Source organism: Legionella steelei, assembly GCF_001468005.1.
Classification (GTDB): Bacteria; Pseudomonadota; Gammaproteobacteria; order Legionellales; family Legionellaceae; genus Legionella; species Legionella steelei.
Genome location: NZ_LNYY01000021.1, coordinates 531,566 through 546,681, shown reverse-complemented (window position 1 = coordinate 546,681; position 15,116 = coordinate 531,566). Strand labels below are relative to the sequence as shown.

Sequence of the window (15,116 nt, the reverse complement as noted above, 5' to 3'; positions counted from 1 at the left end):
AGAGTTCTTTACAAAATAATTACATTTCTTTACATAACGATCATATTATGATTATTAAAACAACAGATAGAATCCAAATTATACCGCTTGTTAAGTATGGATGCTTGTAGCTTTTAAAAGTTTTCTTTTGCGAAATAAAATTAAGAATAAGTACTGGGACTACTGACAGAAAGGTCAACATAAACACCTGTACCACTTGGACAGCCCACTTCTGAAAAGGCATAATTTGTACTAAAAAATTCAATACGGCATGCAGCATGTCACGAAGATACAAGATTGCCCATAAAACCCAAAAATCAAAAGAAAAGATTAGCCAGGAAACAAGAAACAGAGGTATTATTAATTTGGCTCCTTTTATAGCAAAAAGTTTCTTAATGGTTTTGCCAAATTCCTCGGAAAAGAAAACCAAAATCGCACCAAAAAGAATAACTAAAGCAAGCGTCAATAACATTCATGTGTTCCTTTTCTCAATATCTTCTAGCGCTTCCCATCGAGCATAAAACTGTGTTAATAACTCTTCATCTTCAGCCAAACCCTGATTTATTTTTGCAATGATTTGAGCATCCTGTTGGTAAAACTTGGGATCAGCCATTTGTAATTGCAATTCAGCTATTTTTCCTTCCAATTGCTCAATTTTCTGCGGTAACTGAGCAAGCTCTCGTTGCTCATTAAAGCTTAATTTATTTGCTGCCACATTGCGTTTCACAACAGGTGCCTTTGTCACCTGCTCACGTTGTTGCTGCTTCTTATGCATTTTATATTCATCGTAACCACCAACAAACTCATTGAACTGCCCTGCTTCTTCATAAACCAAAACGCTGGTCACCACCTGATTAATAAAAGCCCTATCATGACTAATTAATATTAAAGTTCCAGGATAGTCAACTAGCATGCCCTCAAGAAGCTCTAATGTTTCAATATCTAAATCATTTGTGGGCTCATCCATCACCAAGAGATTTACTGGTTTAGCAAACAGCTTGGCTAATAATAATCTGTTTCTTTCCCCGCCAGAAAGCACTGAAACAGGCTGATTAAACCGTTCTGATGAAAATAAGAATTCGCGTAAATAGCTAGCAACATGCTTTTGTTTACCATTAATTGTCACATAATCCGCACCATCACCCACATTAAACATGACGGTTTGATCTTCGTGCAATTGCCGACGCAATTGATCAAAATAGGCGACACTCAAAGACGTCCCCAGCTTTATCTGTCCAGAATCAGGCTGTAATTCCCCAAGCAATAAACGTACTAAAGTCGTTTTGCCACAGCCATTAGGACCAATTATTCCAAATTTATCGCCGCGAGACAGTAATAAGGAAAAATCACGTAAAATTGTTTTATCCCCTAGCGTATAATTCACTTGGTTTGCTTCAATCACCATTGAGCCAGAACGCGTTACTTCGAGAGAAAATGATTTGACTTTACCCAATTGATTACGCCGTGCCTTATATTCTTCCCGCAATGCCTTTAATGCACGAACCCGACCTTCATTTCGTGTTCGTCGCGCTTTGATTCCTGTGCGAATCCAGACTTCTTCCTCAGCCAGTTTTTTATCAAATAAATCATTTTGCTTTTGTTCGCTTAGACGAATAGATTCTCTTCTATCCAGATACGTTTCATAATCACAATCATGCTGATAGAGCTTGCCTCTGTCGATTTCGACAATCCGATTGGATACTTGGCTTAAAAACTCTCTATCATGGGTAACCAATAACACAGATCCCTTGAAACTTTTCAAATAAGACTCTAACCATTCAATTGCTGCAATATCCAAATGGTTTGTCGGTTCATCTAAAAGTAACAAATCCGGAGTCGCAATTAATGCTGCCCCCAGTAATACACGACGTTTCATCCCTCCTGATAGATTATTCATCCGTTCATGAGTGGTGATACCTAAACGACTGGCCATAGTCTCGATTTGTGGCAATTTATCCCATGCATGTAAATTATCCATTTGTTGCTGGCATGAGGCCAATTTATCCATGTCACCCAATTGGGAGAGTTCATTAAAGCGTGATAAAACCTCACCCACCTCACCAAGACTTTTCACCAGGAAATGATAAACCGATTCGTCCCCAGTCATGGGAACTTCTTGAGTCAAACCTGCAACACGTAATCCAGAAAGCTGATTGATTTGGCCACTGTCTGGGATCAGCTCACCTTGCAAAAGCTTTAAAAGCGTCGACTTACCTGCTCCATTTCGTCCAACTAATGCAATACGTTCTTGTGGTTGGATCTGCCAGTCGGCATTATCTAATAATTGATTACCCGCAATGTTGAGGGACACTCCATGAAGGGAAATAATACTCATATATGAACTCTAACTATAAATTTGTAGCCTTAGTGTATTGTAGCCTGGGTGGAGCGAAGCGTAACCCGGGAAGTTTATAACTAGAAACCCGGCTTACGCTTCGCTCCACCCAGGCTACAATGTGCAAACCACCTTTTTAATGAATTACTTCGAAGATACAACCATTATACCATCCATTTCGACCTGAGAACCACGAGGTAATGCAGAGACCTCTATTGCTGCTCTTGCTGGATAAGGTGCTGCAAAGTAACGACTCATCGCTTCATTAATTAAAGGAAAATGATGTAAATCAGTTAGATAAACATTCAATTTTACTATATGTGCCAAACTGCCACCTGCAGCTTCACAAACAGCTGACAAATTTTCCAAAACCTGAGTAATTTGCAGTTTAATATCTTCACTACAAAGTTGCATCGTTGCAGGATCAAGTGGTATTTGTCCTGAAAGATAAACTGTGTCACCACATTGAATGGCTTGTGAATAGGTTCCAATCGCTTCTGGAGCCAATTTTGTATTTATAGGTCGCATTAATTATCCCCTTGTTTTTTTCTATAAAGACGCATCACCACTTTATTTGCCCGCAACCTACGCATTACACGAGCCAAATGCGTTCTATCAACAACACTAATTGAAAAAGTAACCGCATTATGCCGACCATCACGTGGATCTACATTGATGTTACCGATATTGGATCCTGCCTCAGCAATAGCAGTTGCCAGGGCAGCCAAAACGCCACGCTCATTCACTACATCAACAGTAATATCAACCCAGTATTCTCCCTCAACTTTTTCATCCCAACGCAAGGCAATGAATTGTTCTGGATTGCTTCGTGAATTTTTTAAAGTAGCACAATCGCTGCTATGAACAATAATTCCTCGGCCTTGTTGGAATTTTCCAACAATATTATCACCAGGAATAGGCTGGCAACATTCGCCAAAATGAACCACCATGCCCTCTGTTCCTTTAATTGCCAATGGATGCGCTTTAGTTCCTTTATCCAACTCATTAGAATCTTGAGTCACTACCAATCTTTTGGCAATGACCATCGCCATTTGGTTGCCTATACCTATTGCATAGAGCAAATCATCTATCGCTTTATAATGCAGGTCACTTAATAAAGCCTGTAACGATTCAGGCGGGATTTTAGCGTAATCGCTAGATAGTTCATTGAATGATTGTTCAAGAAGGCGTTTTCCTAAACTAATTGATTCAGTATTTTGTTGGCTTTTTAGAAAGTGACGTATGTTAGAACGAGCTTTCCCTGTGACTACAAAATTTAACCATGCCGGATTAGGATGCGCGCCCGCTGCGGTAATAATCTCAACTGTTTGTCCGTTAGATAAAGGGATACTGAGCGGAACTAATTTTCTATTTACTTTCGCTGCCACACAACTATTACCTACTCCGGAGTGTACTGAATAAGCAAAATCTACGGGTGTTGCCCCTTTAGGCAACTCCATAATATGCCCTTTAGGGGTAAAAACGTATACTTCATCTGGGAATAAATCGATTTTGACGTTTTCAATAAATTCCAACGAACTACCCGTGCTGCGCTGCATTTCCAAAAGACTTTGCACCCATTCTCTTGCGCGCAGTTGCGCCTCATTTACTTCAAGACCAGATGATTTATAAATCCAATGTGCAGCAACCCCATTATCAGCAACTTTATCCATATCGCGAGTACGAATCTGCACTTCCAGTGGAACGCCAAATGGTCCAAACAAAGTAGTATGCAAGGATTGGTATCCATTTGCTTTAGGAATACCAATATAGTCTTTGAACCGTTGTGGAACAGGTTTATAGGTGCAATGTAACGCGCCTAAGATACGGTAACAAGAATCAATATCTTCAGTGATTACACGAAACGCAAAAACATCAGTAATCTCAGTAAAGGAGGCTTTTTTCTGACGCATTTTCTTATAAATGCTGTATAAGTGCTTTTGTCTACCGAATACTTGTTCATATGGAATATTCAATTGCGCTAAAGCCAATTGCAAATCACGTTCAATCGTCTGAGTCAATTCACGTCGGTTGCCACGAGATTTTTCAACTGCTGATTTAATTGCTCTATAGCGCATAGGATATAAGGCCTGAAATCCCAAATCTTCAAGGCCTACATAAATCGAGTGCATACCTAAACGATTCGCAATCGGGGCATAAATCTCCAGAGTTTCAATGGCAATGCGTCTGCGCTTTGCATAAGGCATTGAACCTAGAGTTTTCATATTATGCAAACGATCGGCCAACTTAACGATAATTACTCGGATGTCCTTGACCATAGCCAAGACCATCTTACGAAAATTTTCTGCCTGGGCTTCAGCTTTTGATTCAAATTTGATTTTTGTCAGCTTGGTAACACCATCAACAAGGGAGGTAATTTCTTCACCGAATTGACGTGTTAAATCATCTTTACTCACTGATGTGTCTTCAACGACATCGTGGAGTAAAGTCGCCATAATAGTTTGATAATCTAAGCGCATGCGTGCAAGAATTAATGCTGCAGCAACAGGATGGGTAATATAGGGCTCGCCAGAACGACGCATCTGGCCTTGATGCGCTTTTTCAGCGACCAAATAGGCTTGGTAACATTTTTCTATTTGCGACTGCTCAAGATAGCATTTCAGCTCTTCATCGAGCTCCTTAAAGTAGCTCACGCAGTACTCCCTAGTATCTAACATGACCGTACCCCTATACCCCTAATTCACACCGTTTATGATGTCCCGAATAAATCACAATCCGTCATGATTCTTAACCTGGGTGAAGCGAAACGGAACCCGAAAAATTTTGGCACTCACTTACGCCCAATTCGCTGACGGACACAAGCCTGGGTTCCGTTTCACTTCACCCAAGCTATATGAATATTTTTTTTATCTAAAAAATTACTCTTTATCCAAAATTTCTGGAGTAATCAAACCTTCTGCTATTTCACGCAAAGCCACAACTGTAGGTTTATCATTTTCCCATTCAACCATAGGTTGATCACCTCGAACTGCAATTTGGCGCGCACGTTTAGTAGCCACCATAACCAGTTCAAATCGATTTGCAACATTTTTTAAACAATCTTCAACTGTAACTCGGGCCATAACTCATTCTCCAGTAACAAAACTTCGTATTTTACTGCGATGACAACAGGAAAGAAAGCAATTTTGATTGTTTATTTGTCTGCCGCTCAATACGTAAGCGGTCTGCAATCACAATTGCCCTCAATTCCATAGCCGCCTTTTCAAAGTTATCATTAACGATCAAATAATCAAACTCAGAATAATGGCTCAATTCATCTTGTGCTTTTTTCATCCTATCACTTACTACATCATCTTTATCTTGTCGACGATTCAACAATCGTTGTTTTAATACATCTAAAGACGGAGGTATAATAAAAATACTCACCGCGCCAGGAAAAGAACGTCTAATCTGCTCCGCTCCTTGCCAATCTATATCCAGAACTACATCGATACCCTGCTGCAAACGTGTGGTAATTTGCTCCATCGATGTTCCATATAAATGATTAAAGACTCGGGCGTGCTCTAAAAAAGCACTATCTTCAATCATACGTACAAATTCATTTTCATCAATAAAAAAGTAATCTACCTCATGTCGTTCCCCTGGTCGCATCGCTCGTGTTGTATGCGAAACGGATACTTCAACATTTTCCAGAGTCTCCACTAACTTTTTTACTAAACTTGTTTTGCCTCCCCCAGAAGGTGCTGCAACAATAAATAAATTACCCGAATAGTCACCCACAATAATACTCACTCAATGTTTTGAATTTGCTCACGCATTTGCTCAATTAAAACTTTCATTTGCACTGCACTCTGGGTCAATTCCACAGAGTCAGACTTTGAACTTAGCGTGTTCGCCTCCCTATTTAATTCTTGCATCAAAAAATCAAGGCGCCTTCCTGCTATTTTATCGCAATTTAACGTCCGACTCACCTCATTAAGATGAGTATTCAATCTATCTAGTTCCTCACTCACATCAATACGGGTCAAAATTAACGCAATTTCTTGATCCACTCGTGAATCCTGAACCTCCATTCTCACTGAATGCAATCGGGTCAACAGTTTATCTTTAACTTGTTCTGTTTGCGTTGATACTATAGAACGTGCACGCTTAATTTCTTGACCCAATTCACTTAACCGTGTTTCCACATGTACTTTTAATGCAGCACCCTCGGTGGTGCGCATCTGCTTTAATTGGTCAATTGCTTCTTTAAATAGTGACAGCGCATTCTCCCCTAATACATCGGCATCGGGTACACTGGCTTGGACAACACCAGGCCAAGAAAGAACACGACTAACTCCTAAATCATTTGGCAAATTATGTGATATGGAAAGTTTTTCACCTAAATTCACTAATGCATTTACCATGCCTATATTTATAAGCATAGACTGATTATTGGAACTTGTGTCTTGGTATTTCAGCTGGCACTCTAATTTTCCACGATGTATCGTATCTCGCAATAAATGACGTAATTGTGGTTCTATAAAGCGAAACGACTCGGGCAACCGAAACGAAACATCAAGATATCGATGATTAACTGATTTGATTTCCCAACAAAAATGACCTTCTTCAATCTGCTTTTGCACTCGTGAGAAAGCCGTCATACTTTGAAGCATTATAGACACCAATGAATAAACCTTGCGCGAATATACCCCAATTTAAAGCAATTGGACAGAGAAAAGCACTACAAGATGGTGACAGCTCAAGAATATACCCGAGTTAATGAACTTGACTCGGGTATAAAAATTATTTGCTTACTGATGACGGTGTTACCGACTCCGTTGGCTGACTTTGAGACAATAATTCGCCCATTCTCTCGTTCATCCAACTCATGAGTGTTACTGCAGACATCACACGCAGACCTCGTGGCAAGCCGCCTTTGAAAAAGACAGCAGCACCTTGTGCTGCATAAAGATTCTTGGCTGTCTTAAAAAAACCAACTGGGTTTGCAGCAACTGATGCCTGTTGGGCTGTCTTTATCACGTCAAACGTTTGCGAAGCCAATGTTGCCCCTACTCCAGCCATTAAGCCCGCAAGCATTGATGCAAAATAGTCGTTTGGATAATGCTCTTTTATTTTAGTTTTTAATGCCGGAGTCACCGCCAGAAAAAATGTAGAAAACATTCCTTCCCTCAACATCGTTGCCAACATTCCTGTGTAAAGACGAGGCCAACCACCTTGCTGCACCAAGTGAGTGCCGGCTGCGAAGAAACTTTTTTTTTGGTGTGTCATGATCATTTCTGTAGGACAACTTATCGCCGCAGAACCAACCCCAGCAGCAAAAGCACTCACCAACCTTTGTCTATCAGTCAACTCATATCGATTCCCAAAAAACCAATTTTGGAAAAAGCGATTCAAACCCACTTGCACCGCAGTTATGGGAACCATACTGGCTGCATTGGGCAATATGCCTCGATACAATACTTGTGGGTTTAGAGTAAAAGGCTCTCCTTTTTGCATACGGGTTTTTATCGACCACAAAGGATGATCGACCAATACTTCAAAGGCTCCCGTAACACTTCCAGAAAGAATACTTTGAAATACACTTAGATTATTTTTCTTTTCTTTAGGGGATGATTCTTCTTTATGTGCCTCAAATTTAGCTTGGGTCATAATATTCTCCAATAGTTAAATCAAATGAATTTATTACCCGCTGGTCCCCGCCTCCCTAGAGAGGCGCGGATAATGAAAGACCGCCCTAGGGCAAGGAGGGTAAGAAAAAGATCACTAAAGAAGAAATAGCGTTTTGAGAAGAGACTAAATCGCAGACAAATAGCGCGCTGGCAGATAAATCCGCACAAAGTGCAACGCTGATTTCTTGACTACGATAGCTCATAATGAAATATTTTTTTAAAGTTCGACTTCAAACATAGCATGATGAACCATCATTAATCAACATGCGTTTAAAAAATTTTTTGACCCTAAAATATATCTATATGTTTATAAGATTATCCACTTATTTCTCTATGTGTTTTTATGTTTAGAGGACCTTGTATCTCTTAGTCCTAAAGCAATAATCATGCACTTTATTTACATCTCGCACACTTTAAGATGCAACTCAGGGAGTTAAGCGTTATAATTCCCAATTTTGCGAGGATTATCTAATGCGCCCAAGTAACCGTGAAGCAGATCAACTACGTCCGATTAAAATAACCAGAAACTATACAAAGCACGCCGAGGGTTCTGTCTTAGTTGAATTTGGGCAAACTAAAGTATTGTGTAATGCATCCGTAATTGACGGTGTTCCTCGTTTTATTAAAGGGAAAAATCAAGGTTGGGTTACCGCTGAATATGGAATGCTTCCTCGTGCCACACATAGCCGCACTGAACGCGAAGCGAGCAAAGGAAAGCAAGGCGGCAGAACTATGGAAATCCAACGCCTTATTGGTCGCTCTCTAAGAGCATGTGTTGATTTAAAATTCTTAGGTGAAAATACAATTACTCTAGATTGCGATGTCATTCAAGCGGATGGGGGTACAAGAACAGCAGCGATTACTGGCTCTTGTGTGGCCATGAGAGATGCAATCAATTGGATGGTAGAACGAGAAAAAATACGTAAAATGCCTGCGTTTCATTACATTGCTGCAGTGTCTGTAGGACTCTATCGAGGCCAAGCGGTACTTGACTTGGATTATGCAGAAGATGTTCTGGCTGAAACCGATATGAACGTTGTTATGAACGAAGCAGGACATTTCATTGAAATTCAAGGAACTGCCGAAGACCGACATTTTAATCGTGATGAATTAAATAGTATGCTTGCACTAGCTGAACTAGCTATTCCTCAACTCATTGAAGTACAGAAAAACGCATAAAAGCCCTCATCCCGAACGTAGCAATAATCGTAGGCTGGGCTGTTAAGCCCAGCATTTTAGTTCACAATGATGAGAGGACACATTAATTCGACAAACGCCGGACTTAAGAGCCTACGCGTACGTCATCCCAAGCTCCTCAGAATGACAAGTCCTCTTTCTAAAATATAGATTTATCAATAGCCACGTCGCGTGCGATATGGGTGGAAATAATATTTTTCTTCACCAGCTCGGTTAAATGCTGATCTAAGGTTTGCATTCCTTTACCTTGGCCTGTTTGGATGGAAGAATACATTTGAGCTACTTTGTCTTCGCGAATTAAGTTTCGTATGGCACCAGTACAAATCATAACTTCTAAAGCAGCAACTCGACCGCCACCATTTTTTTTCAATAATGTTTGTGCGATAACAGCTTGCAATGACTCAGACAACATCGAGCGGATCATCGATTTTTCTTCAGCGGGAAACACATCAATAATCCTATTGATGGTTTTAGTTGCAGAATTAGTATGCAAGGTACCAAATACTAAATGTCCTGTTTCAGCAGCTGTCATTGCTAAACGGATTGTTTCCAGATCACGCAACTCCCCCACCAAAATCACATCAGGATCTTCACGTAATGCAGAACGCAAGGCGGCATTGAAACTGAGTGTGTCTTTATGAACTTCACGCTGATTCAACAAACATTTTTTACTTTGATGTACAAACTCTATGGGATCTTCAACCGTCAAAATATGATCATAACGGCTGGCATTAATGTAATCGATCATGGCTGCCAAAGTCGTACTTTTTCCTGATCCTGTTGGGCCAGTAACGAGTACTAATCCTTTAGGATAACTGCACATTTCTTCAAAAATAGACGGTAGTCCCAAATCATGCATGCTTAAAATTTCAGAAGGAATAGTACGAAAAACAGCCGCAGCGCCACGCAATTGATTGAATACGTTCACCCTAAAACGAGCCAAATTTGGTATTTCAAAAGAAAAATCGGTTTCCAAACTCTCCTCAAACTCTTTCCTTTGCCTATCATTCATCACATCATAGATAATTTTTATTACTTCTTTGTGCTCCATGGCCGGCAAATTGATTTTACGTAAATCTCCATCTACACGAATCAAGGGAGGCAATCCTGCAGAGAGATGTAAGTCTGATGATTTATTTTTTACAGAGAAGGCTAATAGTTCTGCTATATCCATTGCTTGGTTCATCCTGATTATTTATCAATAACAGATCGGGTAATATTGTTAATCTACTAATTAGATCTTAATTAAATAATTCCACAAGTCAATTTTCTAAATTATTTTAATAAGTACCCTATTCTGGAAATCCCTCGCTTAACGAATCAACTAACACTCGGCAAACATAGTTTCTTTTGCTATTGTTGGGGTTTTCCAAATGCATTTAAATGATCATGAGTCTTCATCAAAATTTAACGCAAATAAAACAATTAATCACACAAACTGAGCTGGAATGTGGTAGAAAACCAGGTAGTGTCCTATTGCTGGCAGTGAGCAAACAACAAAGCATCGAGGCAATTCGTGAATTATTTCAGCTGGGAATCACTCACTTTGGAGAAAGCTATTTTCAAGAAGCACAACCCAAAATCAATGCATTAAAAGATACGCCTGTATGTTGGCATTTTATTGGCCCAATTCAAAGTAATAAAACAAAAGGAATTGCTTCGTTGTTTCAATGGGTTCACAGCATTAGTCGCCTTAAGATCGCCCACTATCTCAATGAATATCGTCCAAGCACTTTAGATCCACTCAATATCTGTTTACAAGTTAATCTTGTCGATGAAAAAACTAAATCAGGAATCGCTCCTGAACATATCGCTGAATTAGCCAGGACAGTGAGCCAACTCCCTAATCTCAAGCTAAGGGGCTTGATGACTATTCCTCCACCACAAAAAGAAATACAAGCACAATATGAGTTATTTAATCAGCTTCACCAACTCATGCATTCACTCAATCAAGAGCTTAATCTAAATATGGATACATTATCCATGGGAATGAGTCATGATATTGTCCCTGCAATAAAAGCCGGCGCTACCATAATCCGAGTCGGCCAAGCACTATTTGGTGAGCGACAAAAATAATGCAACACGATATAATCGTGCAACATCAGCAGTATCAATGAGGTATAGGGGAAAATATGTCAGGTATTATCGCAGTGACACTCTTTGTTGTTTCTTTACTTTTTTCACTGGTTATTCTCAGTTTGTGGCTGCGCATAGCGTTACGCTATTTACGCGTTAGTGCACTTCATCCTGTAAACCAACTCATTTATAAAATCACAAATCCTATAGTCAATCCAATTCAACTGTTATCAAAACAACCCTATAAGCCAGGACAAAAATATGATATCCCTGCGTTCATTACCTTAATTTTGGTTGAACTATTAAAAATCATCTGCATTAGCCTTCTTTCCCTACAGGGATTAATCCCGATTGTATACATATTCCTTTATATAATTGCTGACTTAATCATTCAGCCTTGTGATATTTTGTTTTTTGCCATACTCATACGTGTTGTCATGAGTTTTATCAATCCAAATTGGCAAGGCCCAATTGCTGATTTCTTACGTTTGTTGACCGAACCTTTGTTAAAACTTGGTAGAAAAATTGTTCCTGACATTTCTGGCTTTGATTTTTCTCCTTTTATCATCATAGTCTTATTAAAAATAATCACCCTATTTATCAGGGCCAACCTACCCTGGAGATTATTATAAAAGCGACTATACTTAATTTTAAGCAGAGGATTATCAGGATTGAATTATGAAATTGACGTTCCTCAGTAGTACCGGCTTAGTACTAATCATTTTGCCTTTTAGCCTCTTCGCTGATACGCAATCATATTATTGTCCACAAAATCACGGATACATTAATATCGGGATGACGCCCGATCAGGTTATTGCCGCATGCGGCCAACCCGTGAGCCAACAAGAATCAAATCAACCCGTACTACAAAAAATTCCTGTACAACAACTTATTTACAATAACATGGGAACAAGTACTGCTTTTTATGGTGTGTGGAACGTGCCCACAGGTAATGGTGGTGTACAGCTTGAAATAAATATTGTGAACCAAAAGGTACGCTCTATTAAAATGAATGGTTCTGATAGTAATGCAGTTTCGGTTTGCCAAGGCGCGAACATTCAAGCAGGAGATCCCGTACAAAAAGTATATTATGCATGTGGTTCGCCTTCTATAGTAAACAATACGTTCATCAATGAAATTGTGCCAACGGCAGAAAAACCTAAAATTTGGCTCTACCAACCTGGGGAATATCAGCCCCCCGTATCTATGACTTTTGTTAATGGTAAACTGCAATCCATTCAATAATTGTATCCCTTCCCTCGCCGCACGGGGTGAAGTAAGTGTAGGCTGGGCTGCTGCTAAGCCAAGCATTTGCTGAGTTGATTCTTATTCTTCAAAATGCCCATTATGAAAACCATCACGATAATCTCAATTAGCAAAAAACTTATCTATGGTGCATACATTAGCATTGTTACATGCTGGGCTTAGCAGCCAGCCTACGTTTATTGAGTTATTTTTGTCAACGAATTACCCAACGCATGCAGGGATGACAGAGTTATTTCATTACAGCATCTATTTTTGACAAATCACAGTTCAATACTATGGTAAGTTAAAAAAATAAGATAAACTCTCAAAATTTTGGCGTAGAGATACATCATGATTGATGTACCTTTTTTCTTTGAATATTTATTGAGGTAAGACCCGACATGAGCGAAAGTATAGATGAAATCACCATTGCATATAATGAGAATGGGACCGAAACCGTTAAAGAGCTGGATAAGAAAGTATTAACCAAAGGAGCGTGGACAACCATTATGTTTAAATATCAGGATTGGGATAATGCTCAAAATGATTATGGTCCAGTTAAATTTTCAATCCGACGTTATCAAAAACGTAATAATCAATACTGGCAAAAATCCAAATTTAACATTTCTAGTGCAGAACAAGCACAGAAAATCATTGATATTCTTAATGATTGGCTGAAGTAATGTTACATAATAAAACATTTTTTTATAATTGAACTAAAATAAATACCTCCCAACCTCCAGATTTTAGTTCGCTTCCTCTCAGATAAATTTCATTATAACTCGTTATAAATAAAGCATTTTTACTTTTTAAATAAATGAACTACCGAAGGGTTCTTTCAACCCAATCGCCAACATGACCACAAAATAAACCCTAAGATTCAAATTTGTTCTACTTCTTAATGTTGAGTTAATTTTTGAGCCGTATAATAGGGATTAAATTCAACAATCAATATAAGAAATAGCTATGCAGAATAAAACAGAAGCGCCAAAACTAAAAAGTGGTCAACACACTGTAGCTCCGTCATGGTTTCCAGATTTATCCACCATGCCGGTTTTTTCACCACCAATGGAAATGATGAAGCAAAGACTGCAAGCTGCAAAAACTGGTGACACACCTGTAAGACCAAGTTGGCTTCCAGACTTTAGCAGTATGCCATCGCTCCCAGGACCAATGACTATAGTAAAGCAAAGAATGCAAGCTGCAAAAACTAGTGATGGCTCTGGAACTACACCATGGTTTTCAAGTTTATTCACTATGCCAGTGGTTACAACACCAATGGATGTGGCAAAACAAAAACTGAAAGCACCAAAAGCACAACACCAACCAGTAACCACACCTTGGTTTCCAAGCTTTAGCACTATGCCATGGCTCTCAGCACCAATAGAAATGGTGAAGCAAAAAGCACAGGCCACAAAAACTGGCAGCAAACCAGCAAGTACACCTTGGTTTCCAGACTTTAGCAGTGCGCTATGGTTCTCAACACCAATGGATGCAGTACAACAAAGATTAGCTCAAGGTCATACACCATCTGGAGCTACACCTGATGGTTCAGTACCACCAACACCGCCGAAAAAACCTAGTTATCCAGCGTGGATGCCATCAACGGAGCAAATGCATCAACAAGCGTGGAATGGCGCCAATTTTGCAGTTGTCGCAATGCTAACTAGTTTGAGCATCGTCAGCGTACAAAGTCCTATCAAAACGATGTTGGTTAATTTAACCAAGAACGGTTGCGCGATCCCCGTATATCAAGGTGGCATGTTGGGCTTTGCTAGAGCAATGTATGCAGGAACTTCAGCGTCTATTTCTGGCTCAGTAATAAGAACAGGTTATGTTACCGGTGCTAAAGGTGGCAGCAGACCTGTAGAAGAAGGGATCGTAAAAGATGAGGCTCGAGAGGATGGTAGAAAATATGCTGCTAGCTATGGGTATGTTATGGCCATGGCATTAGGTGATGTTCTGGTAACACAAATACCGGAATCATTATCCACGTTGAAAAAAATACCCAACTTCCTTCCCAAAGGGTTTACATGGAAAACAGCTGTTAATGCCAAAGAGTTGATGCTAGGCGGCTTTGGCCCTAGATATGCATCAGGAATGGTTAATTTTGGTGCATTGTGTGTTCTTGAAGAGAGAATAGCAAAAGGTTTGCCAATTCAAAATCATAACGCAGCGCATTTCACAGCGGGTATGCTCAGCGGTATGGCTGCTGCGGTTGTCTCGTACCCATTCACTGCGTTTAAGGATTATACTCTGGTGAAATCTACTATTACACCAGAAGGAAATCTGAAAAGTGCCAGCTCGCTTAAATTAACACAAGAGTTATTTTATGCCTTTATGAGTAGTCCCCAAGCTTCAGCAAAAGCTTTTGGAGAAATGTTTCTGAAGCAAGCGCCTCTGCGAATGGGCTTAACTGGTGTTATCTTTGCTCTGGTTGCTGGTGTTGGTGAAGTGGTGGGACCAGAACCACTGACACGTGTAGTTTCAGAAGATTACCGACCCTCTGTAGGTAAATCCAGACATGGTATGTTTGCACAGCCTCAAACACCTCGAATTGAAGAGATTGATGAGACCAATGAGCATACACAAACACCAACGTCTAATGGTCCAACAGGTGGCAAGTAATTAACGTGAGTTAATGAAGTAAA

15 protein-coding genes are annotated in these 15,116 nt (G+C 39.7%); 6 read left to right on the top strand and 9 right to left on the bottom strand.

Features of this window, described 5'->3' with window-relative positions:
• Positions 1–40: 40 nt before the first annotated feature.
• The 8 genes from Lste_RS16990 to Lste_RS16955 all read right to left on the bottom strand — a co-directional run bounded on the left by Lste_RS16990 (position 41) and on the right by Lste_RS16955 (position 7,927).
• A complete protein-coding gene (locus tag Lste_RS16990) occupies positions 41–451 on the bottom strand; it encodes a hypothetical protein (RefSeq protein WP_058512168.1) in 411 nt (136 codons plus the stop codon).
• Positions 452–2,314, bottom strand: coding sequence for an ATP-binding cassette domain-containing protein (locus Lste_RS16985; RefSeq protein WP_058512167.1), 1,863 nt, complete (start codon positions 2,312–2,314; stop codon positions 452–454).
• A gap of 144 nt (positions 2,315–2,458) precedes the next feature.
• A complete protein-coding gene (locus Lste_RS16980; protein ID WP_058512166.1) occupies positions 2,459–2,842 on the bottom strand; it encodes a RidA family protein in 384 nt (127 codons plus the stop codon).
• Positions 2,842–4,968 (bottom strand): bifunctional GTP diphosphokinase/guanosine-3',5'-bis pyrophosphate 3'-pyrophosphohydrolase, encoded by a 2,127-nt coding sequence (gene spoT / locus Lste_RS16975; RefSeq protein WP_058512165.1) that lies wholly within the window; start codon positions 4,966–4,968, stop codon positions 2,842–2,844. The genes Lste_RS16980 and spoT overlap by 1 nt, the downstream gene beginning before the upstream one ends.
• 225 nt (positions 4,969–5,193) lie before the next feature.
• Positions 5,194–5,397, bottom strand: coding sequence for a DNA-directed RNA polymerase subunit omega (gene rpoZ / locus Lste_RS16970; protein WP_010653170.1), 204 nt, complete (start codon positions 5,395–5,397; stop codon positions 5,194–5,196).
• Positions 5,398–5,428: 31 nt separating this feature from the next.
• Positions 5,429–6,058 (bottom strand): guanylate kinase, encoded by a 630-nt coding sequence (gene gmk / locus Lste_RS16965; RefSeq protein WP_157070803.1) that lies wholly within the window; start codon positions 6,056–6,058, stop codon positions 5,429–5,431.
• 5 nt (positions 6,059–6,063) lie between these two features.
• Entirely contained in the window at positions 6,064–6,930 is an 867-nt protein-coding gene (locus Lste_RS16960; protein ID WP_058512163.1) for a YicC/YloC family endoribonuclease, read from the bottom strand.
• A gap of 130 nt (positions 6,931–7,060) precedes the next feature.
• Entirely contained in the window at positions 7,061–7,927 is an 867-nt protein-coding gene (locus Lste_RS16955) for an MC/SLC25 family protein (protein WP_058512162.1), read from the bottom strand.
• A 491-nt stretch (positions 7,928–8,418) separates the two neighbouring features.
• On the opposite strand from Lste_RS16955, the gene rph reads away from it, so the two are divergent.
• On the top strand, positions 8,419–9,126 hold the full coding sequence (gene rph, locus Lste_RS16950; RefSeq protein WP_058512161.1) for a ribonuclease PH: 708 nt from the start codon (positions 8,419–8,421) through the stop codon (positions 9,124–9,126).
• A gap of 157 nt (positions 9,127–9,283) precedes the next feature.
• Here rph and Lste_RS16945 read toward each other — a convergent pair whose 3' ends face one another.
• Positions 9,284–10,318 (bottom strand): type IV pilus twitching motility protein PilT, encoded by a 1,035-nt coding sequence (locus tag Lste_RS16945; protein WP_058512160.1) that lies wholly within the window; start codon positions 10,316–10,318, stop codon positions 9,284–9,286.
• A 215-nt stretch (positions 10,319–10,533) separates the two neighbouring features.
• Between Lste_RS16945 and Lste_RS16940 the strand changes: the two genes are divergently transcribed.
• The 5 genes from Lste_RS16940 to Lste_RS16920 all read left to right on the top strand — a co-directional run bounded on the left by Lste_RS16940 (position 10,534) and on the right by Lste_RS16920 (position 15,093).
• Entirely contained in the window at positions 10,534–11,220 is a 687-nt protein-coding gene (locus Lste_RS16940; RefSeq protein WP_058512477.1) for a YggS family pyridoxal phosphate-dependent enzyme, read from the top strand.
• Positions 11,221–11,276: 56 nt separating this feature from the next.
• Complete coding sequence (locus Lste_RS16935; protein WP_058512159.1) at positions 11,277–11,852, top strand: YggT family protein; 576 nt, start codon at positions 11,277–11,279, stop codon at positions 11,850–11,852.
• 46 nt (positions 11,853–11,898) lie between these two features.
• Positions 11,899–12,465: a DUF2845 domain-containing protein gene (locus tag Lste_RS16930; RefSeq protein WP_058512158.1), complete on the top strand. Its 567-nt coding sequence runs from the start codon at positions 11,899–11,901 to the stop codon at positions 12,463–12,465.
• A gap of 401 nt (positions 12,466–12,866) precedes the next feature.
• On the top strand, positions 12,867–13,148 hold the full coding sequence (locus tag Lste_RS16925) for a hypothetical protein (protein WP_058512157.1): 282 nt from the start codon (positions 12,867–12,869) through the stop codon (positions 13,146–13,148).
• Positions 13,149–13,431: 283 nt separating this feature from the next.
• The gene (locus Lste_RS16920) at positions 13,432–15,093 is read left to right on the top strand and encodes a hypothetical protein (protein WP_058512156.1); all 1,662 of its coding nucleotides are present in this window, start codon (positions 13,432–13,434) and stop codon (positions 15,091–15,093) included.
• The last annotated feature ends 23 nt before the right edge of the window (positions 15,094–15,116 follow it).